This window comes from Blastococcus sp. TF02A-26, assembly GCF_003319125.1.
GTDB lineage: Bacteria > Actinomycetota > Actinomycetes > Mycobacteriales > Geodermatophilaceae > Trujillonella.
This window is the reverse complement of the sequence record NZ_QOHG01000010.1, coordinates 85,811-104,103: the sequence shown is the minus strand read 5'-3', so window position 1 is coordinate 104,103 and position 18,293 is coordinate 85,811. Positions and strand designations below refer to the sequence as shown.

18 protein-coding genes are annotated in these 18,293 nt (G+C 74.8%); 13 read left to right on the top strand and 5 right to left on the bottom strand.

Going from position 1 to position 18,293, the window contains the following annotated elements; translation table 11 throughout:
* Positions 1-25 precede the first annotated feature (25 nt).
* On the top strand, positions 26-853 hold the full coding sequence (locus DQ240_RS13090) for a phosphatase PAP2 family protein (protein WP_158548676.1): 828 nt from the start codon (positions 26-28) through the stop codon (positions 851-853).
* Positions 850-2,433, top strand: a complete 1,584-nt coding sequence (locus tag DQ240_RS13085) for a hypothetical protein (RefSeq protein WP_113840052.1) — start codon at positions 850-852, stop codon at positions 2,431-2,433. Before DQ240_RS13090 ends, DQ240_RS13085 begins: the two co-directional genes overlap by 4 nt.
* A gap of 3 nt (positions 2,434-2,436) precedes the next feature.
* On the opposite strand, the gene DQ240_RS13080 is transcribed toward DQ240_RS13085, so the two are convergent.
* Positions 2,437-3,186: a DUF1275 family protein gene (locus tag DQ240_RS13080; protein ID WP_158548674.1), complete on the bottom strand. Its 750-nt coding sequence runs from the start codon at positions 3,184-3,186 to the stop codon at positions 2,437-2,439.
* Between the two features lie 160 nt (positions 3,187-3,346).
* On the opposite strand from DQ240_RS13080, the gene DQ240_RS13075 reads away from it, so the two are divergent.
* From DQ240_RS13075 to DQ240_RS13045, 7 genes are all read left to right on the top strand, one after another.
* Positions 3,347-4,093, top strand: coding sequence for a TenA family transcriptional regulator (locus tag DQ240_RS13075; protein WP_113840050.1), 747 nt, complete (start codon positions 3,347-3,349; stop codon positions 4,091-4,093).
* A 112-nt stretch (positions 4,094-4,205) separates the two neighbouring features.
* On the top strand, positions 4,206-4,568 hold the full coding sequence (locus tag DQ240_RS13070; RefSeq protein WP_113840049.1) for a Rieske 2Fe-2S domain-containing protein: 363 nt from the start codon (positions 4,206-4,208) through the stop codon (positions 4,566-4,568).
* Positions 4,565-5,797 carry an NAD(P)/FAD-dependent oxidoreductase gene (locus DQ240_RS13065; protein WP_113840048.1) on the top strand — a complete coding sequence of 411 codons (1,233 nt, stop codon included), beginning with the start codon at positions 4,565-4,567 and terminating at the stop codon, positions 5,795-5,797. Before DQ240_RS13070 ends, DQ240_RS13065 begins: the two co-directional genes overlap by 4 nt.
* The gene (locus DQ240_RS13060; protein WP_113840122.1) at positions 5,797-7,248 is read left to right on the top strand and encodes an aldehyde dehydrogenase family protein; all 1,452 of its coding nucleotides are present in this window, start codon (positions 5,797-5,799) and stop codon (positions 7,246-7,248) included. The genes DQ240_RS13065 and DQ240_RS13060 overlap by 1 nt, the downstream gene beginning before the upstream one ends.
* On the top strand, positions 7,245-7,688 hold the full coding sequence (locus DQ240_RS13055) for a non-heme iron oxygenase ferredoxin subunit (protein WP_113840047.1): 444 nt from the start codon (positions 7,245-7,247) through the stop codon (positions 7,686-7,688). The genes DQ240_RS13060 and DQ240_RS13055 overlap by 4 nt, the downstream gene beginning before the upstream one ends.
* Entirely contained in the window at positions 7,688-9,310 is a 1,623-nt protein-coding gene (locus DQ240_RS13050; protein ID WP_199589282.1) for a gamma-glutamyltransferase family protein, read from the top strand. Before DQ240_RS13055 ends, DQ240_RS13050 begins: the two co-directional genes overlap by 1 nt.
* Positions 9,303-9,740 (top strand): RidA family protein, encoded by a 438-nt coding sequence (locus tag DQ240_RS13045; protein WP_113840046.1) that lies wholly within the window; start codon positions 9,303-9,305, stop codon positions 9,738-9,740. The genes DQ240_RS13050 and DQ240_RS13045 overlap by 8 nt, the downstream gene beginning before the upstream one ends.
* A gap of 34 nt (positions 9,741-9,774) precedes the next feature.
* On the opposite strand, the gene DQ240_RS13040 is transcribed toward DQ240_RS13045, so the two are convergent.
* Positions 9,775-10,236 (bottom strand): heme-binding protein, encoded by a 462-nt coding sequence (locus DQ240_RS13040; RefSeq protein ID WP_113840045.1) that lies wholly within the window; start codon positions 10,234-10,236, stop codon positions 9,775-9,777.
* A 163-nt stretch (positions 10,237-10,399) separates the two neighbouring features.
* Here DQ240_RS13040 and DQ240_RS13035 point away from each other — a divergent pair, with 163 nt between their 5' ends.
* Positions 10,400-12,103 (top strand): CdaR family transcriptional regulator, encoded by a 1,704-nt coding sequence (locus DQ240_RS13035; RefSeq protein WP_113840044.1) that lies wholly within the window; start codon positions 10,400-10,402, stop codon positions 12,101-12,103.
* A 6-nt stretch (positions 12,104-12,109) separates the two neighbouring features.
* Here DQ240_RS13035 and DQ240_RS13030 read toward each other — a convergent pair whose 3' ends face one another.
* Positions 12,110-13,516, bottom strand: a complete 1,407-nt coding sequence (locus DQ240_RS13030) for an MFS transporter (protein ID WP_113840043.1) — start codon at positions 13,514-13,516, stop codon at positions 12,110-12,112.
* Between the two features lie 176 nt (positions 13,517-13,692).
* Between DQ240_RS13030 and DQ240_RS13025 the strand changes: the two genes are divergently transcribed.
* A complete protein-coding gene (locus DQ240_RS13025; RefSeq protein WP_113840042.1) occupies positions 13,693-15,378 on the top strand; it encodes a hypothetical protein in 1,686 nt (561 codons plus the stop codon).
* A gap of 85 nt (positions 15,379-15,463) precedes the next feature.
* Here DQ240_RS13025 and DQ240_RS13020 read toward each other — a convergent pair whose 3' ends face one another.
* Positions 15,464-15,658 carry a hypothetical protein gene (locus DQ240_RS13020; protein ID WP_113840041.1) on the bottom strand — a complete coding sequence of 65 codons (195 nt, stop codon included), beginning with the start codon at positions 15,656-15,658 and terminating at the stop codon, positions 15,464-15,466.
* Positions 15,659-15,757: 99 nt separating this feature from the next.
* On the opposite strand from DQ240_RS13020, the gene DQ240_RS13015 reads away from it, so the two are divergent.
* Positions 15,758-16,687 (top strand): hypothetical protein, encoded by a 930-nt coding sequence (locus DQ240_RS13015; RefSeq protein WP_147261993.1) that lies wholly within the window; start codon positions 15,758-15,760, stop codon positions 16,685-16,687.
* A 17-nt stretch (positions 16,688-16,704) separates the two neighbouring features.
* Here DQ240_RS13015 and DQ240_RS13010 read toward each other — a convergent pair whose 3' ends face one another.
* The gene (locus DQ240_RS13010; protein ID WP_113840039.1) at positions 16,705-17,229 is read right to left on the bottom strand and encodes a DinB family protein; all 525 of its coding nucleotides are present in this window, start codon (positions 17,227-17,229) and stop codon (positions 16,705-16,707) included.
* A gap of 91 nt (positions 17,230-17,320) precedes the next feature.
* Here DQ240_RS13010 and DQ240_RS13005 point away from each other — a divergent pair, with 91 nt between their 5' ends.
* Positions 17,321-18,289, top strand: coding sequence for a YafY family protein (locus DQ240_RS13005; RefSeq protein WP_113840038.1), 969 nt, complete (start codon positions 17,321-17,323; stop codon positions 18,287-18,289).
* Positions 18,290-18,293: the final 4 nt, after the last annotated feature.

The window sequence follows — 18,293 nt, the reverse complement described above, 5'->3', positions numbered from 1 at the left end:
GACGGCGAGGCGAGGAGGAGTGGGCGTGACCGACACAGTGGCCGTCAGCGGCACCCGGGCCGCCTTCGACGAGCTCGCTCCGGCCGCCCCTCCCGAGCGCCGCGCGCGGCTGCTCCGCCGCCCCGCCGGACTGCCCTGGTGGTTCGAGTTCGTGCTCCTGTACGGGCTCTACAAGTTCTACTCGCACATCCGCAACGGGGTCGGCGAGGTGCACGCGCAGGCCTACGCCAACGCCGAGGCCATCCTCCGCATCGAGGACGCCACGTTCCTGGCGTGGGAGCGGCCGCTCAACGACTGGGCCCAGCGCTCGGACCTCTTCGCGGCCGTCATGGCGCTGCACTACGCGTCCTGGCACCTCTACCTGACCGGCGCGGTCCTCATCTGGCTCTACCGCCGGCGCCGGGCGGCCTACCGGGTGGCCAGCACCATCTGGATGGCGACCACCTTCCTCGCTCTCGTCGGCTTCTACCTGATGCCGACCGCCCCGCCGCGGCTCGTGTCGGGGGAGGGCTTCGCCGACGTCATGCGGCAGACCTCCTCCTGGGGGTGGTGGCCCACCTCCGGCGCCCCGGCCAGCAACGCGATCAGCAACCAGTTCGCCGCGATGCCCTCGCTGCACTGCGCCTGGGCTGCCTGGTGCGGCATCGTCGTGTTCGTCCTGGTCCGCCGGACGTGGGTGCGGGTGCTGGCGGTGCTGTACCCGCTCGTGACGTTCATGGCGGTCATGGCCACCGGGAACCACTACCTGCTCGACGTCCTCGCCGGCCTGGCGCTGCTGGCCGCCGTCGGCGCGGCGGTCCTGCTCGGCGCGCGGCGGCTCCGCGACCGGCGGGCCCCGCTCGCCGCGACGTGACCGCGGTCGGCGGCCCGGCCCCGGCCGGGCGGAGGGCGCTCGCCCTGGGCCCGCTGCTCGCCGCGCTCGCGGCGGTCACGGTCGTGTGGCTGCTGGACCCGCCGCTGGCCGACCTGCAGGCGGCGCTGGCCCGCGAGCAGGCCGCGGACTCCGGTGTGGGCCTGACGTACTGGTTCAGCTGGTACGGCGGCATCTCCCCGGGCAGCTACTCCTCGCTGGTGCCGTTCCTCTCGCTGCTCGTCGGCTCCCGCGTGCTGGCGCTGGCGGCTCCGCTGGCGGTCGTGGCGCTGGCCTTCCCGCTCTCCCGCGGCCTGCCGCACCCCGTCCTGTTCCGGTGGGCGGTCGCCGCGGCCGCGGTGAGCAACCTGCTCGCCGGGCGGGTGGCCTTCGGCGTGGGCGCGGCGATCGCGCTCCTCGCCGTCCTCGCGCTGCGGTCGCGCCGCCCGGTCGTCGGCGGCGCGCTGCTGGCGGTCTCCGGCCTGGCCAGCCCGCTGGTGCCGGCCTTCGCCGGGCTGGTGGCCCTCCCGCTGCTCGCCGGCGGCGGCTCCCGCTCCCCGGCCGTGCGGGGCGCCCTGGCCGGCGCGGCCGCCGGTGTCGCCGTCCCGTTCGCGCTGTTCGGCGCCCCGGGCGCCTACCAGTTCCCCTGGACGACGCTGGCCCTCACCGTGGGGACGGCGGCGGCCGTGTGGCCGGCCCTCTGGCGGACCCCGCAGCGCTGGCTGGCGCCGCTCGCGGCCGTCGCGGCGACCGTGCTGTTCCTCGTGCCCACCGGGGTCGGCGCGAACATGGGGCGCTTCGCCTACCTGGTCCTGCCGGCCGTGGTCCTGGTGTGGTCGCGCTGGGACCGGCGTCCGCTGCTGCTGGCGCTCCTGCCGGCGCTGGCGTGGACCGTCTACGCCGCCGCCCGCGACGAGGTGGCCGCCCTCGACGACGGTTACCGCGCCGAGGACTACGCCGCGCTGCGCACCGAGCTGCTGCAGCAGCCGCACCTGGCCGGGCACCGGGTCGAGCTGGTCGACAACTGGTCCCGCGGCGGATCGCACCTCCTCGGGCCGGAGGTGGCGCTGGCCCGGGGCTGGGAGGACCAGACCGACAACCACCTCAACGAGGAGTTCTTCGCCCCCGGCGGTCAGGACGCCGCCGACTACCGCGCCTGGCTGGCCGACAACGCCGTCGCCTACGTCGCGGTCGCCGCCGACCCGGTCACCCGCGACGAACCCGAGCACCAGTTGGTCCGGTCCGGCCTGCCCTACCTCGCCGAGGTCTGGTCCGACGAGCGCTGGACGCTGTACCGGGTCGCCGACCCCAGCCCGATCGTCGCCGAGCCCCTGGACCTGGTCTCCGCCACGCCCGCGGAGCTGGTCGTCGACGTGCCCGACACCCGGCTGCACCGCGTCCAGGTGCGACCCAACCGCTACCTCGTCGCGCGCAGCGCCACCGATCCGGAGCTCACCGCCTGCCTCACCCCGACCGACGACGGCTGGGTCGGCCTCCGTGCGCCGGCGCCGGGCACCTACGTCCTCGCCGGCGACTTCTCGCTGTCCGGCGTCCTCGGAGCCGACGCCGAGAGCTGCAGCTGAGGCTCAGCGCCGGCGACGGGTGACGACGACCGCGACGGCGATCACCAGGGCCAGGCAGCCGATCTGCAGCACCGGGGCGAGCACGGGGGCGACCTCGATCAGCCCCGCTCCGGCTGCCGCGCCCACGACCAGGCCGAGCAGGATCTGCAGGCTGCCCTGCACCTCGCGCAGACCCCTGCCGCCGGCGAGCTTCATGACGACGGTGGTGAGCGTGCCGGTCAGGTAGGTCGTCGACAGCCCGTTCACGCCGAAACGCTGCACGGTGCTGCTCTGGATGCCCAGGGCGCCGGCCATCGTGAAGAGCAGCACCTGGGTGAGCACCGACCCGGGCTCGCCGCCGGTGACCCACCAGCCGATGCCGTAACCGGTCAGGAGCACCAGCTCCACGAGCAGGCCCACGGTCACCGCGCGGGGCCACACCGGGTCGCCGGGACGAGCGCTGCCGGCGATGCGCGCGCCGACGTAGACGCCGATGCAGAAGGCCACGATCGCCCCGCCCGACGCGATCGCCAGCGCGCCGTCGGTCGTGCTGGCCGAGACGCCCATGATCACCAGGTTGCCGGTCATGACGCTGGTGAAGGCCCCACCGAGGGCGACCAGGCCGATGGCGTCGGTGGCCCCGCTCAGCACCGCCAGCGCGACGACCAGCCACTGCCGCAGCCCCGTCGACATGCCGCGGCGGGCCGCGGGGTCCGGCCGGTCCTCGGACGCGGGGGACGGGACGGGGGACGTCGAGGTGACGGGTCCGGACACGGTTGCAGAGTCTGGCATGCCGGGGGCCGGGCTTCCTGGGCAGAGTGCCCACGCATCCGCCCCACCCGTGTGCAGGTTGACCGTGATCGCCGGACGCATCCGGCGCCTAGCTTTCTCGTCACAGCCCCCCGACCCCCGAGTCGACAGAGGAAGGCGAACCATGACCCAGACACTCGCTCCCAGCACCACCGAGCTCCTCGGCCCCGAGGAGTTCCGCGCGGCGATGCTCGACGCCATCAAGGGCCGCGAGGCGAAGAACGCCTCCTTCAGCAAGGCCTGGGCCGACGGTAAGCTCGAGCGCCACCACTTCGCCCGCTGGGCGGAGAACCACTACCAGTACGTCGGCCCCTTCGCCGACTACCTGGGCATCGTCTACGCCAACACCCCCGACACCTGCACCGAGGCGAAGGACTTCCTCCTGCAGAACATGTACGAGGAGGAGCTGGCCGACATCCGCCACACGGACCTGCTGATCCGCTTCGGCGAGGTCTGCGGGACCACCAAGGAGCGGATCGAGGACCCGAACAACGCCAACGCCGTGACCCGCGGGCTGCAGGCCTGGTGCTACGCCACCGCCTACCGCGAGCACTTCGTGGTGGCCACCGCCGCCCTCGTCGTCGGCCTGGAGTCGCAGGTCCCCGACATCTACAAGAAGCAGATCGTCCCGCTGCGCGAGGTCTACGGCTTCACCGAGGACGAGATCGAGTTCTTCGACCTGCACATCACCTCGGACGTCGTCCACGGCGAGCGCGGCTTCCAGATCGTCCTGGAGCACGCCAACACCGTCGAGCTGCAGCAGCGCTGCCTGCAGTTCATCCGCTGGGGCGCCGAGATGCGCTACAGCTACACGAAGTCGCTCTACGACTCCTACGTCGCCCCCGACCTCGAGGCGTCGGCCCAGGCCTGACCGACCCGTCGGCCTCCAGCGGGGTGCCGGGGACGTCGTCCCCGGCACCCCGCTCGGCTATCCGGACCCCGCGTCCGCCCCCCACGACGTCCGACATCCCCCGGAGGACCCCATGAGCGAGTGGGTGCACGTCGCCGAGCTCAAGGAGCTCACCCGCCGCAAGAAGAAGCAGGTGACCGTCGAGGGCACGCCCGTGGCGCTCTTCCTCATCGACGAGGAGGTGTTCGCCCTGGACGACGTGTGCGTGCACAAGGAGCGGTTCCTCTCCAAGGGCACGGTCCTCGACGGCCAGGTCATCTGCCCCGGCCACCAGTGGAAGTTCGACCCGCGCACCGGCCGGCCCGAGGACCAGCCCGGCTGCCAGGCCACCTGGCCGGTCATGGTCACCGAGGAGGGGGCCGTGCTGGTCGGCACGACGCCGGTCAGCCCGCGGGAGAGCAGCGGGCTCGAGGACGTCCCGGCGGTGACCTCGTGACCGCGGAGCAGACCCTCGTGGTCGTCGGTGCCGGGCACGTCGCCGCGTCGCTCTCCCGCGCGCTGCGCCGCCGCGGGTTCGCCGGCCCCGTCGTCCTGATCGGCGACGAGCCCACCGGCCCCTACCAGCGCCCGATGCTGTCCAAGGAGCGGCTGGGCGGCAGCGGCGACAGCGGGCTGTGGCTGCTCGACGGCGAGTGGTGCGAGGCCAACGACGTCACCCTGCGCACCGGCTCCCCGGTCGAGCGGGTCGACGCCGCCACCGCCTCGGTGGTCCTCACCGACGGCAGCTCCGTCCCCGCCGACCTGGTCGTGCTGGCCACCGGTGGCCGCCCCCGCCGGCTGCCCGGCGTCGAGGGCGACCGGGTGCACACCATCCGGACCCTCGCCGACAGCGACCGGCTGCGCGAGCGGCTGGTCCCCGGCGCCCGCATCGGCGTCCTGGGCGGCGGCTTCCTGGGCACCGAGGTCGCCGCCGCGGCCCGCGCCCGCGGTGCCGAGGCCGTCGTGTTCGACCGCGACCCGCTGATCCTGGCCCGCGGCCTGGGCGCCGACATCGGCGCCGCCGTGCAGGCGCTGCACGCCGACCGGGGCGTGCAGTTCCGCCTCGGCCAGCCGATCGAGTCGATCGAGGTCACCGCCGACGGCGTCACGCTGACCCGTCCCTCGGGTACCGAGGTCGTGGACGAGCTGGTGGTCTGCATCGGCATCGAGCCCAACGTCGAGGTGGCCGTCCGGTCGGGGCTGGTCACGGGCAACGGTGTGGAGACCGACGCCGCCGGCCGCACCTCGATCCCCACCGTCTTCGCCGCCGGCGACGTCGCCGCCCACGACCACCCCCGCTACGGCCGGGTGCGGGTGGAGCACGTCGACGTGGCGCAGCAGCAGGCCGCCGCGATCGCCAGGACCGTCGCGGGCAAGCCGGCGACCTTCGCCGATCCGCACTGGTTCTGGACCGACCAGTACGACGTCAACATCCAGGGCCTGGGCCTGGGCGGCATCCGCCCGACCGACGAGATGGTCACCCGCGGCGACCTGTCCGCGCTCGACGGCACGGTCTTCTGGCTGCGGGACGGCGTGGTGGTCGCGGCCGCCACCGTCGAGCGCGGCGAGGACGTCTCCGTCGCCCGCGAGCTGATCGACCTGGAGATCCCCGTGCGAGCCGACCAGCTCGCCGACGAGGGCGTCGAGCTCGACGAGCTGCTCGACGCCGAGGAGGTCAACGCGTGATGAGCGCGAACGTACGCAACCTGGTCGAGGGCCAGTGGGTCGACTCGGTCACCGGGCGCACCCTCGAGCGGCGCAACCCCGCCGACGAGCGCGACCTGGTCAGCGTCTTCCCCGAGTCCGACGCCAAGGACGCCGAGGCCGCCGTGAGTGGCGTCCTCGCCGGCTGGCACGAGTGGGCGGCGCGGTCTCCCGAGCAGCGGGGCGCGGTGCTCGAGCGGGCCGCGGCCGTGCTCGAGGGGCAGCGCGCCTCCCTCGTCGAGGAGCTCGTCCGGGAGGAGGGCAAGACCCGCGCCGAGGCCACCATGGAGGTCTCCCGGACGCCGATGAACCTGCGCTTCTACGCGGGCGAGGCGCTCCGGACCACCGGCCAGACCATCCCGAGCAGCGACGGCAGCCTGCTGTTCACGTCGCGTGGGCCGGTCGGTGTCGTCGCCGCGATCACCCCGTGGAACTTCCCGCTCAACATCCCCTCCCGGAAGCTCGGCCCGGCGCTGGCCGCCGGCAACGGCGTCGTCTTCAAGCCCAGCGAGGTCACCCCGCTGATGGGCAACCGCCTGGTCGAGGCGCTGCTCGAGGCCGGCGTCCCGGCCGGCGCCATCGCCGTCCTGCACGGCGGTGCCGAGGTGTCGAAGGCCCTGGTCGCCGACGACCGGCTCGACGCGATCACCTTCACCGGCTCCACCGCGGTGGGGGAGTCGATCCACTCCGTGGTCCGCGCCAGCCAGCGCACGCAGCTGGAGATGGGCGGCAAGAACCCGATGGTCGTGCTCGAGGACGCCGACCTCGACCGCGCCGCGACCCTGATCGCCAAGGGCGCGTTCGGCCTCTCCGGGCAGGCCTGCACCGGCACCAGCCGGGTGCTCGTCCACGGCGACGTCCACGACGCGCTCGTCGAGCGGATCGCCGCCAGGGCTGCCGCGCTGCGGGTGGGCAACGGGCTGACCGACGGCGTCGACGGCGGCCCGCAGGCCACCGCGCGGCAGAAGGAGAACGTGGTCGGGTACATCCGCCGAGCGCTGGACGACGGGGCGCGCCTGGTCGCCGGCGGCCCCGACGCCCCCGACGGCGAGGACCTCGCCCGGGGCCACTTCGTGCGGCCGACGGTCTTCACCGACGTCGACCCCGGCTCGGCCCTGGCGAACGAGGAGGTCTTCGGTCCGGTGCTCGCCGTGCTGCGGGTCGGCTCGCTCGACGAGGCGATCCAGCTCGCCGGCGCCACCCGGTTCGGCCTCTCCGCCGGGATCGTCACCGACGACCTCGGGCGGGCGCTGCGCTTCGCCCGCGAGGTGCCCGCCGGGCTGGTCAAGATCAACCAGACCACCACCGGCCAGTCGATGAACGCGCCGTTCGGCGGCCTCAAGGACAGCAGCACGCAGACGTCCAAGGAACAGGCAGGAGAAGCGATGATGGCCTTCTACACGGCCGACAAGACGGTGTACCTGAGCGCATGAGCACTCCCGACACCACCAGGCCGACCCCCGCCACCGACGCGGAGCTGGCCGCGGCCAGCACCGAGTGCGAGTTCGTCCGCATCTGCCGCAAGGGGCAGGTGCCCGAGGGCTACGTGCGTCGTTTCTACGCCGAGACGGAGACGGGGCAGATCGAGATCGCGGTCGCCCGCCTCGACGGCAAGGCGTACGCGACGAGCAACTACTGCACCCACCTGGACTGCCTGCTGAGCTCGGGCAAGCTGCAGGACGACGGCATCCGCTGCTCGTGCCACAACAGCGTCTTCGACCTGGAGACCGGCGCGCCCATCCAGCCGCCGGCCACCGAGCCGATCCGCACCTACCCGGTGCGCGAGGAGGACGGCCAGGTGCTGGTCGGCCTCTCCGAGCGCGACGTGCTGGAGGGCGGACCCCGGCGGCGGAAGCCACCGGCGGCCGGCTGATGGTCGCCGGCACCTGGGCGCCGGAGCAGGAGGCCGGCCGCGGTCCCACCATCGCCACGGGCGGGATGGTCACCAGCAGCTCCCCGGCGGTCAGCCGGCTCGGGGCGACGGTCCTGTCCTCCGGTGGCAACGCCGTGGACGCCGCTCTCGCCATGACCGCCATGGCCTGGCTGACGCTGCCCGGTCAGTGCGGCATCGGCGGTGACGCGTTCTTCGTGGTCCGCGAGCCCGACGGCCGGGTGTGGACGGTCAACGGCAGCGGCTACGGACCCGACGGCGCCTCCGCGGAGGGCTACCTCGACGAGGGCCTCACCGCGCTGCCGCTGGGCGGGGCCCGGTCGGTCGCCGTCCCCGGTGCCATGGGCGCGCTGGCCACCCTCCACGCCGCCGGCGCCACCCGGTCGCTCGCCGAGCTGTGGGCGCCGGTGGTCGCGGCCGCGCGGTCCGGTGTGCCGTGCTCGGTCAAGAACCGCGCCGACATCACCGAGCACGCCGCGTCGCTGGTCCGCGACGAGGCCCTCAGCCGGTGGCTTCTGCCCGGCGGCCGGGTGCCCGCGGTCGGTGACCTGCTGCCCGCGCCGGAGCTGGCCGACAGCATCGAGCTGCTGGCGGCCGATCCGCTCGCCCTCTACCAGGGGGAGCTGGCCCAGCGCGCCGTGGACCTGCTGCGCGCCGGAGGGGCGCCGTTCTCCGGCGACGAGTGGGCCGACGCGGCGGCGGTGCCGGTGCTCGACCCGATCGTCGCCCCCTACGGCGGACTGCTGGTGCACCAGACGCCGCCGCCCACCCCGGGGTGGATGGTGCTGCAGCAGGGCGGGCTGCTCGACGGCGACCTGGCCGAGCTGCCGACGCTGGGTGCCGAGGCGGTGCACCGCATGGCGCTGGCCGCGCGACGGGCCTTCCGGGACCGCTACGAGCGCTGCGGCTCCGACACCGACGACTGGCGCACGCTGCTGGACCCGGCCTGCCTGGCCGAGGCCCGGGCCGAGCTCGCCGGCGAGCCCGCCGTCGCCGGGATGGGCGTCGGGATGGCCGGGGACACCACCAGCTGCCTCGCCGTGGACGCCGACGGCCGCGCGGTCAGCGCCATCTCGTCGCTGGCGTTCACCTACGGCGCCCGGATCTCGATCCCGGGCACCCAGATCGCGCTGAACAACCGGCTCGGGCGGGGCGCCTACCTCGTCCCCGGGCATCCCAACGCGCTCGCCCCCCGGCGCAAGCCGCTGCACACGCTCAACGCCTGGGTGGTCACCGACCGGGCCGGCGGCCTGCGGCACGTCGGCAACACCCCGGGAGGAGACGGGCAGGTGCAGTGGAACACGCAGCTGATCTCGCACCTGGTCGACGGCGGGCTCGACCCGCAGGCCGCCGTCGCCGCGCCGCGGTTCACCGTCCACCCCGGCAGCGACGCCGACGCGGTGGGCAGCCCCGAGACGCTGCAGGTGGAGAACCGGCTGGGCGCCGCGACGATCGCCGGGCTCACCGCCCGCGGCCACGTCGTCCGCGACATGGGCGCGTGGGGCGCCGGCGGCAGCGGCCTGGTCGTGTCGGTGGACGACGAGCGCGGCGTGCTGGCCGGCGGGGCCGACCCGCGGATGGACGGGGTGGCGCTGGGTGTCTGAGGACCGTGTGTCGACGGCCGTCCCGCCGCAGGGCGCCTACGTGCCCGCGGTGGTGCACGGGGGCCTGGTCTGGACGGCGGGGATGACGCCGCGGCGCAACGGCGTGCTGCTGGTGCGCGGGACGGTGGGGCGGGAGATCGACGTGCCGACCGCCCAGCAGGCGGTGGCCGTCGCCGCGGACAACACGCTGACCGCGATCGCCGAGGCGCTGGGCTCGCTGGACGCGGTGGAGCGGTGCCTGAAGCTGACCGTGTTCGTCGCGGCGGTGGACGGCTTCACCGAGCACAGCGCGGTGGCCGACGGCGCCTCGGCGGTGCTCGTGGAGCGACTGGGGGAGCGGGGCGTCGTCGCCCGCAGCGCCGTCGGCGTGGCCTCCCTGCCCTCGGGGGCGCCGGTCGAGGTCGAGCTCCTCGCCGCCGTCCGCAGGTGAGAGCACTTCGCGCGCGAAGTGCTGTCGGGCCGGGCTACGGGCGCTGGCCGACGCCGACCTTCGCGATGTGGTCGGCGAAGCCCTGCAGGGCGGCCGCACCCACGGCCTTGTCCTGCTCCCCGTTGCCCCCGCTGACGCCCACGCCGCCGACGATCTGGCCCTCGTGGACGATCGGGAAGCCACCGACGAAGATCGCGAACTTGCCCGGCAGCATCTGGTTGATGCCGAAGGCCTCGTTGCCCGGCAGCGCGGGGCCGTTCGGCGGCTCGTTGAACAGGTGGGTGGCCCGCTCGTGACCGGCGGCGGTGAACGCCTTGGCGATGGAGATCTCCACGCCGGTCAGCCGGGCCCCGGGCAGCCGGTGCAGGGCGACGACGTTGCCGCCGTCGTCGACCACGCAGATCGTCTGCTTGACGCCGATCTCCTCGGCCTTGGCCCGGGCGGCCTGCAGGACCGGGAGCGCGTCGTCGAGGGTGATGCGGAAGACCTGGTGCACGAGTACTCCTCCCCCGGGCGGAGCCGGGTCGTCGACTGCCGTCCCCCCGGGGAGGGAGGCCGGCGGAGAGCCCACGATGTCGGCTGGACGCAGGCCCCGACAATGGTGAGACTGCCGTGCCAACGGGGGCCCGGTATGTGCACTGTGACCAGAGGAGCGAGCCATGCCGCACGCCCACTCCGATGACGCGCTGACGCTGGCGCGGCTGTTGCAGGAGCCCGCGCTGCGGCGCGCCCGGATCCACGGCGGCCGGACCGCCGCGGTCACCCGCCTGGAGTGGGTGACGCCCTGGTCGGTGGCCGCCACCGAGGACGGGTCGCTGGCCGGGGTCCTCGTGCACGCGCACGCCGAGGAGCTGGAGGACGCCGGGATCGACGTCGCCGCGGCGGCGGGCACGCTGGCCCGGCGGGAGGCCGCAGCGCTGCTGGTGGACGGTCACCGCCCCGAGCACGGGAGCCCGGACGCCTCGGTCCGCCTGCCGCTGGCCACCACGCCGGACGTCGTCCCCTTCGCCGTGGTCAGCCGGCTGGTCGCCGATCTCGCGCTGGCCCGGGAGACGCACGTCCTGCGCTACGGGCTCGCCGTCCACCGTGCGCTGGCCGAGCTGCTCTACCGCGGCGCCGAGCTGTCCGCGCTGTGCAGCCAGATGGCGCGCATGTCCCAGCGGCCCGTCGCGGTGTTCGACGCCCAGGGCGTCCTCGCCGCCCTCGAGCAGCCCGGGCGGCGACTGGTCGAGGCGGCCGCACTGGTCAGCGCGTTCGCCGAGCAGGCCGAGGAGCTGGGCACGGCCGGCGTCCCCGTCGAGCTGCACCCGCGGCTCGCCGAGATCACCATCGCCGGCCGGGAGCTGGCCTGCGTGCTCACGCCGATCGTGCTCGGTGGCCGGCACGACGGCTGGGTGGTGCTCATCGAGGACGGCGACGACCCGCACCCCCACGACCTCGCCGAGCACCGGGTCCTCGTCGAGCAGGCGGCACCGATCATCGGGACCGAGATGCTCCGGCTGCGCAGCGTGCTGCGCGCCAAGGAGCAGGCCCGCGGGGACTTCGTGCACGGCCTGCTGCACGGCCGGTTCGCCACGGTGGAGGACATCGGCGCCCGTGCCGCGCACTACTCGTTCCCCACCCGCTCCTGGTTCGGCGTGGTCGTCGCCTCCGGGCTGACGACGGCGGCCGACGCCGACTCCCCGACGCGGCTGCTGGGCATCGCCGGCGAGGCGGCCCGGCTGCTGCCCGAGCAGGAGCGGCACACCCAGGCGGCCATGGTCGGCGACGTGCTCGTCGTCGTCCGGGAGGCCGCGCGCCGCGGCACGATGGGGACGCCGGACAACGCGCTGGCCGCGGTGAGCGACTACGCCACGGCGCTGCACCGCTACCTCGGCCGGCGCAAGGACCAGGGTGACCGCCCGGTGCGGGTGGCCTACGGCCGGCCGGTGGTGGGTGCGCTGGCCATCCCCGACAGCTACCGCGAGGCCCGGCTGGCGCACGGCCTGCAGGGCCGGCTGGACCTCGCTCCCGTCTGCGGCTACCAGGAGCTGCGGGTGCACGCGGTGCTGGAGGAGGTCGCCGCCAGCCGGACCGGCCGCTCCTACGCCACCGACCTGCTGGCCCCGCTGCGCGACCCGTCGGCGGGGGAGTTGGAGGCCACGGTGCTCGCCTACGTCTCGGCCGGTGGCAACGTCAACGCCGCGGCCCGCGACCTGCACATCCACCGCAACACGATGCTGTACAAGCTCGACCGGGCGTCCCGCCTGCTCGGCATGGACCTGCGGCAGGCGGAGAACCAGTTCGCCGTCTGGCTGGCCCACACCCTGGACCTGCTCGCCGACACCGCCGCCGAGGTGGACCGGGTCGTCCGGCCGGTCTGACCGCGGTCAGCCGGCGGGGGAGGGGGCCGCGTCGGGCACCTCGCGGCCGGCGAAGCTGAGCCCCAGGCCGAGCAGCGCCAGGACCGCGCACCCACCGAACAGCCAGGCGTCGTGGTCGGGGTAGCTGGCGGCCACCGCCGCGGCGCCCACCGAGGCTCCGACGAACCGCATCATGTTGAACAGCCCGAGCCCGGCGCCCTTCTGGCCGGCAGGGGAGCGGGTCGCGCCGGTCAGCGACGGTGTCTGCACCAGCGCCACGCCCAGCCCGGCGACGACGAGGACGACGCCGAAGACGGGGACCGCCGTCGACCGGCCCCCGAGCAGCACGGCGAGAGCGACCGAGGTGCTGCCCAGCACGACCAGCCCGGTGCGCAGGACCGCCCGCGGTCCGATCCGGTCGGCCAGCCGGCCGACCAGCGGCGCCGAGGCCGCCCACACCAGCGGCAGCAGGAAGACCAGCAGGCCGGTGGCGGTGCCGGAGAGCTCGACCACCCCGGTGAGGTGCAGCGGCACCGCGACCAGCACCGAGAACAGGGTCACCTGCTGGACGAACACCCCGACCGCGCTGCGCAGCCAGCGCATCTCGGCCAGCAGCCGCGGGTCGATGTAGCCCGCCGGCCGGCGCAGGCCCGACACGACGAACCCACCCAGCGCCAGGACGCCCAGGACGAGGCCGGCGACCGGCACCCACCCCGGCACGCCGTCCTGCGGCGCGACGGTCAGGGCGCCCATGATCGCGGCGACGCCCAGGGTGAGGGAGCCGATGCTCCGGACGTCGATCGGCACCCGCTGCGCGGTGTCGCGCGGCATCATCGTGCTCACCAGGACCAGGACGGCGACGGTCATCGGCACCAGCAGCCAGAAGACCGACCTCCAGCCGAAGGCGTCGGCCAGGAGGCCGCCGATCGGCGGCCCGACCGCCTGACCGATGCCGTTGGCCGCCCCCCACATGCCCATGACGCGGTTGCGCCGGCCGGCCGGCCAGAGCCGGGCCAGGGTGCCCATGACGGCGGTGGGCACCAGCGCGCAGCCGACGCCCTGCAGCGCCCGACTGGCGACCAGCAGCGGGAGCGTGGGCGCGACCGCGGCGCCCACCGTGCCGACGAGCAGCACCGACATGGCCAGGACCAGCGTGCGGCGGCGGCCGAGCCGGTCGCTGACCCAGCCGGTGGTGGGCATGGCGACGGCCAGGACCAGCACGGTGGCGGAGGCGACCAGCACGCCCTGCGTGACCGGGGCGGCGAAGCCGTCGGTGATCTGGCGCAGCGGGACGTTGACGACGTTGTTGCTGACGGTCCCCAGGAACGTGGCCCCGAGCAGCGCGGCCAGCAGCCATCCCGCGCGCGGCGGCGGGCCGGCCTCCTCGGCAGTCGCCGGGACCGGCCGGGGCCGCGTGGTCCTCCCCGTGGTCACGTGCCGTCGTCCTCTCCCTTGCGCCGAGGTGGCCAGACTGTCAACAGACCGGAAACAGTCCTACGGCACGCTGCACATTCGCAGCCCGGCCGGATGTGCACTTCGCTCATGGACGGGCCTGCCCCGCTCCGGGAGCTTCTTGCTCCAACACATTGGGCTCACCTGTAGGGGCGTCGATGCAACTCACTGCAGCGCACTGGGTCTTCCTGGCCGGGGTCGTCGTCATCCTCGCCACGATGATCATGCGCAAGAACATCGTGGTACCGGCCGTCGTGGCCACGTTCCTCACCGCGCTGGTGTGGTCCGGGAGCCTGTCGACCGGACTCTCGTCGATCTTCAACGCCAGCCTGGTGGCGGCGACGAGCCTCTTCAACATCTTCCTGATCATCGCCATGGTCACCGCGATGCTGCGGGCCCTGGAGGGTCTCGGGTCCGACCGCAGGATGGTCGCCCCGTTCCGCAAGGTGATGCGCAACGCCCACCTGTCCTGGTGGACGCTGGTGATCGTCACCTACTTCATCTCGCTGTTCTTCTGGCCCACCCCGGCCGTCCCGCTCGTCGGTGCGGTGCTGATCCCGGTCGCGATCCGGTCGGGCCTGCGCCCTCTGGCGATCGGCTTCACGATCGCGGTGGCCGGGCAGGGCATGGCGCTGTCGTCGGACTACATCATCGGTGTCGCGCCGCAGCTGTCTGCCACGACGGCCAACGCCGACCCGACGACCGTCGCCGACCGCGCCCTGGTCCTGTCGCTGATCGTCGGCGCCGTGGCGCTGGCCATCGGCTACGCGATGGAGATCCGCAAGATGCGCCGGCCCGCCGACGAGCTGCTCCAGGAGTGGGAGGCCGCGGCCGACCGGCGCAGCGGCAGCGCCGACGCCGAGGCGATCGAGGACGCCGCCGACCTGGGCGGCGGTGCGGCGGCCCGTCGCAGCGGCGGGCGGCCCACCGGGGACCTCCCCAGCGACGGCACCGGAGGCGGTGGGCCCTCGGTGGAGGGCCAGCGCGAGCTGGTCGGTGTCGGCGGCGCGGCCGGACCGCGCGACGAGGCGGAGACCATCGCCACCCGCTTGGGCAAGGGCCGGGCGCTGATCGGCACGCCGGCCGGCGGTCCGGTGCCGGCCGAGCAGCACACCATCCAGCCGGTGGAGAAGCCGCTGGCCTCCAAGGCCTTCGCGCTGCTGGTGCCGCTGGCCTACCTCGCCCTGATCGTGTACCTGATCGTGGCGGCGGCGTCGGACTCGGTGCCGGACCTGCAGGGCGGCGACGCGGCGGCCCTGGTGGGCGGCATCGCGATCCTCGTGATGTTCGGCGCGGCCTTCGCCCGCAGCGGTGCGAACTTCATGGAGACCGCTGCCGACCACATCGTCGACGGCCTGGTCTTCGCCTTCAAGGCCATGGGCGTCGTCCTGCCGATCGCCGGCTTCTTCTTCCTCGGCGACGGGGAGTCCGCCGCCGGCATCCTGTCGGTCGGGGAAGGCGAGGAGGCGCCGAACCTGCTCTTCGACCTCGTCGTCAAGGCCCAGGAGCAGCTGCCGACCAACGGCCTGGTGACCGCGTTCGGCATCATGCTGGTCGGCGTGGTGGCCGGTCTCGACGGTTCGGGCTTCTCCGGTCTGCCGCTGACCGGCGCGCTGTCGGGGTCGCTGGCCGACGGCGCCGGGGTCAGCAGCCCGACGCTCGCGGCCATCGGCCAGATGGGCAACATCTGGTCCGGCGGCGGCACGCTGGTCGCCTGGTCCTCGCTGCTCGCGGTCGCGGGTTTCTGCCGGGTGTCGGCGGTCGATCTGGCGCGGAAGTGCTTCGTCCCGGTCATGGCGGGTCTCGTCGTCGCCACGGTGCTGGGCGTGGTCATCTTCGGCTGACCCGCCCGGCTCCGGGCCGGGCACCCCTGGAGACGGCAGCAGCCCCGGACCGCACCAGCGGGTCGGGGCTGCTGCGCGTCCCGGTTCAGACGTGCGTGGTGCTGAACGCGTGCCGCCAGAGCACGCGGACGGCGTGCACGGCGTAGGCGGCGGCCGCGAGCGGGCCGAACACCAGCCACGGGCCGTCGGCGTCCCACACGAACGGCAGCACGCCGAGGACGACCACGAACAGCGCCGCCGTCGTCAGGGTGCGCGCCAGCGGGGAGACGGTCCGTTCCATGACGGCAGTGTTACCAGCCCGCCCTCGCCGTCGCCGGGGAAACGGCTCCGTCCTGGACCGGATGTGGGCAGCTTCACCCCGGCGGTGCAGTCTGGCCCCGTGGAGCTGGACGACGTCGCCGACGAGCTGTACGCGGTGCCGCCCGAGGAGTTCGTGGCCGCCCGCAGCGCCCGGGTGGACGACGCCCGTGCGGACGGGGACCGGGCGCTGGCCAGGACCATCGGCTCGCTGCCCAAGCCCTCGACCGCCGCCTGGGTGGTCAACCTCCTGGTGCGGTCCCACCGGGAGGAGATCGAGGGCCTCATCGAGCTCGGCGGTCTGCTGCGCGAGGCGCAGGAGTCCCTCGCCGGGGACGAGCTCCGCGCGCTGAACACCCAGCGGGGCAAGCTGCTGGCGGCGCTCACCCGGCAGGCGGCGGCGGGAGCGCGGGAGCAGGGGCACCCGGTGAGCACCGCCGTCGCCAACCAGGTCGAGGACACCCTGCGGGCCGCCATGGCCGATCCGGAGGCGGGGGAGGCGGTCCTGGCCGGCCGGCTGACCTCGCCGCTGTCCTACAGCGGCATGGGCGGGGTCACGGGGATGCGGCCCCAGCTGCGGGTGGTGCGCGAGCCGGCTCCCGCCCCGGCCCGCCGCCGGACGGCCGGCGACGGCGACCGGCGCGCCCGCGAGCAGGAGCGGCGGGACCGGGAGGAGGCCGCCCGTCGCGAGGCCGAGGAACGGCACCGGCGGGAGGTGGCCGAGGCCCGGGAGGAGCTGGCGGCCGCCGAGTCGCTGGCCGAGGAGACCGCCGCGCGCGCCGCGGAGGAGCGCGACCGCGCCGGTGAGCTCGACGAGCGGCACGAGGAGCTGCGTGCCCGTGTCGAGGAGCTCACCGCCGAGCTCGCCCGCGCCGAGGAGGAGGCCACCGAGGTCGCCGCGGAGCTCCGCCGGGCCGAGCGGCACCGGACGACCGCCGAGCGGCAGGCCCGCGACGCGGCCGCCGCCCGGGACCGCGCCGAGGCCCGCCTGCACGGGCTCGAGGACGGCTGACGGTCAGGGCGGGTGGGTCAGGCCATCGTCTTCTGGCCGTCGAGGGACTCCCGCAGGATGTCGGCGTGCCCGGCGTGCTGGGCGGTCTCGGCCACGATGTGCAGGAACACCCGCCGGGCCGAGCGGCGCGCGCCGGGCTCGAACCACGGCGCCGGGGGCAGCGGGTGGTCGGCGTCGAGGTCGGGCAGCTCGGCGACCAGCGCGTCGGTGCGGGCGGCGACCTCGTCGTAGTGCGCGAGGACGTCGGCGAGGGTCTCGCCCTCGGCCATGTGCCACTCGGCCTGCCAGCGGGCCATCTGCTCGGGGTCGTCCGGGCCGGCCATCGCGGACGGGCCCCGCTCGATGAAGTCGGCCCAGCTCGACTCGGTGTGCGCGACGTGCTTGAGCAGGCCGCCGAGGGTCAGCTCGCTCGCGGTGGTGCGCTGTCGCGCCTGCTCCTCGGTCAGGCCCTGCACGGTGTACCGGAGGAAGAAGCGGTGCGCGCGCAGCGTCTCGAGCAGGTCGGCGCGGTCGCGGGTCAGGGTGTTGAGGGTGCCGGTCATGGCTCTGGCCTCTCGTCGTCGGGCTCCGATGGGACGACCCTCTCGACCATCGGTGCCAGATCCTGACCGCATTGCCGGAGAATCTCGTCCCGTGGCCGACACCGGGAACCGCACGCTGCGTCTGCTCTCCCTCATGCAGGACCGCCGGCACTGGGCCGGACCGGACCTCGCCGAGCGGCTCGACGTCTCGCTGCGCACGCTGCGCCGGGACGTCGAGCGGTTGCGCGACCTCGGGTACCCGGTCGAGGCGACCCCGGGGGTGTCCGGTGGCTACCGGCTCGCGCCGGGCGCGTCGCTGCCGCCGCTGGTGCTCGACGACGACGAGGCGGTGGCGCTCACCGTGGGTCTGCAGGCGGCGGCGCAGGCGGCCGTCGCCGGGATGGCCGAGTCCTCGGTCCGGGCCCTGGCCAAGGTCGTGCCCGTGCTGCCCCCACGGCTGCGCCGGCGGGTGGACGCGCTGGCCGCCGCCACCGCAGCCGTCCCGTGGGACGGCGGGGACGCCGCGGTCGACCCCGCCGTCCTCACCACCGTCGCGCAGGCGTGCCGGGACACGGTGCGGCTGTCCTTCGCCTACACGGCCGCCGGTGGCGACGAGTCCGAACGGCTGGTCGAGCCGTTCCGGCTGGTGCCGCTGCGCCGGCGCTGGTACCTCGTCGCCTACGACACCGGCCGGGGGGACTGGCGCACCTTCCGCCTCGACCGGCTGCGGACCCCGCGGGCGACCGGCGCCCGGTTCGCGCCCCGCCGGCTGCCGGGCGACGACGCCGTCGCCTTCGTCCAGGCCGGCCTGGGCATGCGCCCGGGCACCCCGGTCACCGCGCTGGTGCGGGCGCCGGCCGACGAGGTGCGCCGGCGGATCGGGCGGTGGGCCACCGTGACCGACGACGGCGACGGCGGCAGCCGGGTGTCGATGGAGTCCGACGCCCTGGAGTGGGCGGTGTTCGCGCTCGGGACGACGGAGGCGGAGTTCACCGTGCTCGAGCCGCCGGAGCTCGTCGAGAAGGTGCGCTCCTGGGGCGGGCGACTCGCCCGCGCTGCGGGGTCGGCGCCGCCTCCCTAGCGTC

Coding starts and splice junctions, on each gene's coding strand:
- DQ240_RS13070 (WP_113840049.1), top strand. CDS start 4,206: ATGAGCGAGTGGGTGCACGTCGCCGAGCTCAAGGAGCTCACCCGCCGC.
- DQ240_RS13025 (WP_113840042.1), top strand. CDS start 13,693: ATGCAACTCACTGCAGCGCACTGGGTCTTCCTGGCCGGGGTCGTCGTC.
- DQ240_RS13060 (WP_113840122.1), top strand. CDS start 5,797: ATGAGCGCGAACGTACGCAACCTGGTCGAGGGCCAGTGGGTCGACTCG.
- DQ240_RS13075 (WP_113840050.1), top strand. CDS start 3,347: ATGACCCAGACACTCGCTCCCAGCACCACCGAGCTCCTCGGCCCCGAG.
- DQ240_RS13010 (WP_113840039.1), bottom strand. CDS start 17,229: ATGACCGGCACCCTCAACACCCTGACCCGCGACCGCGCCGACCTGCTC.
- DQ240_RS13050 (WP_199589282.1), top strand. CDS start 7,688: ATGGTCGCCGGCACCTGGGCGCCGGAGCAGGAGGCCGGCCGCGGTCCC.
- DQ240_RS13020 (WP_113840041.1), bottom strand. CDS start 15,658: ATGGAACGGACCGTCTCCCCGCTGGCGCGCACCCTGACGACGGCGGCG.
- DQ240_RS13055 (WP_113840047.1), top strand. CDS start 7,245: ATGAGCACTCCCGACACCACCAGGCCGACCCCCGCCACCGACGCGGAG.
- DQ240_RS13035 (WP_113840044.1), top strand. CDS start 10,400: ATGCCGCACGCCCACTCCGATGACGCGCTGACGCTGGCGCGGCTGTTG.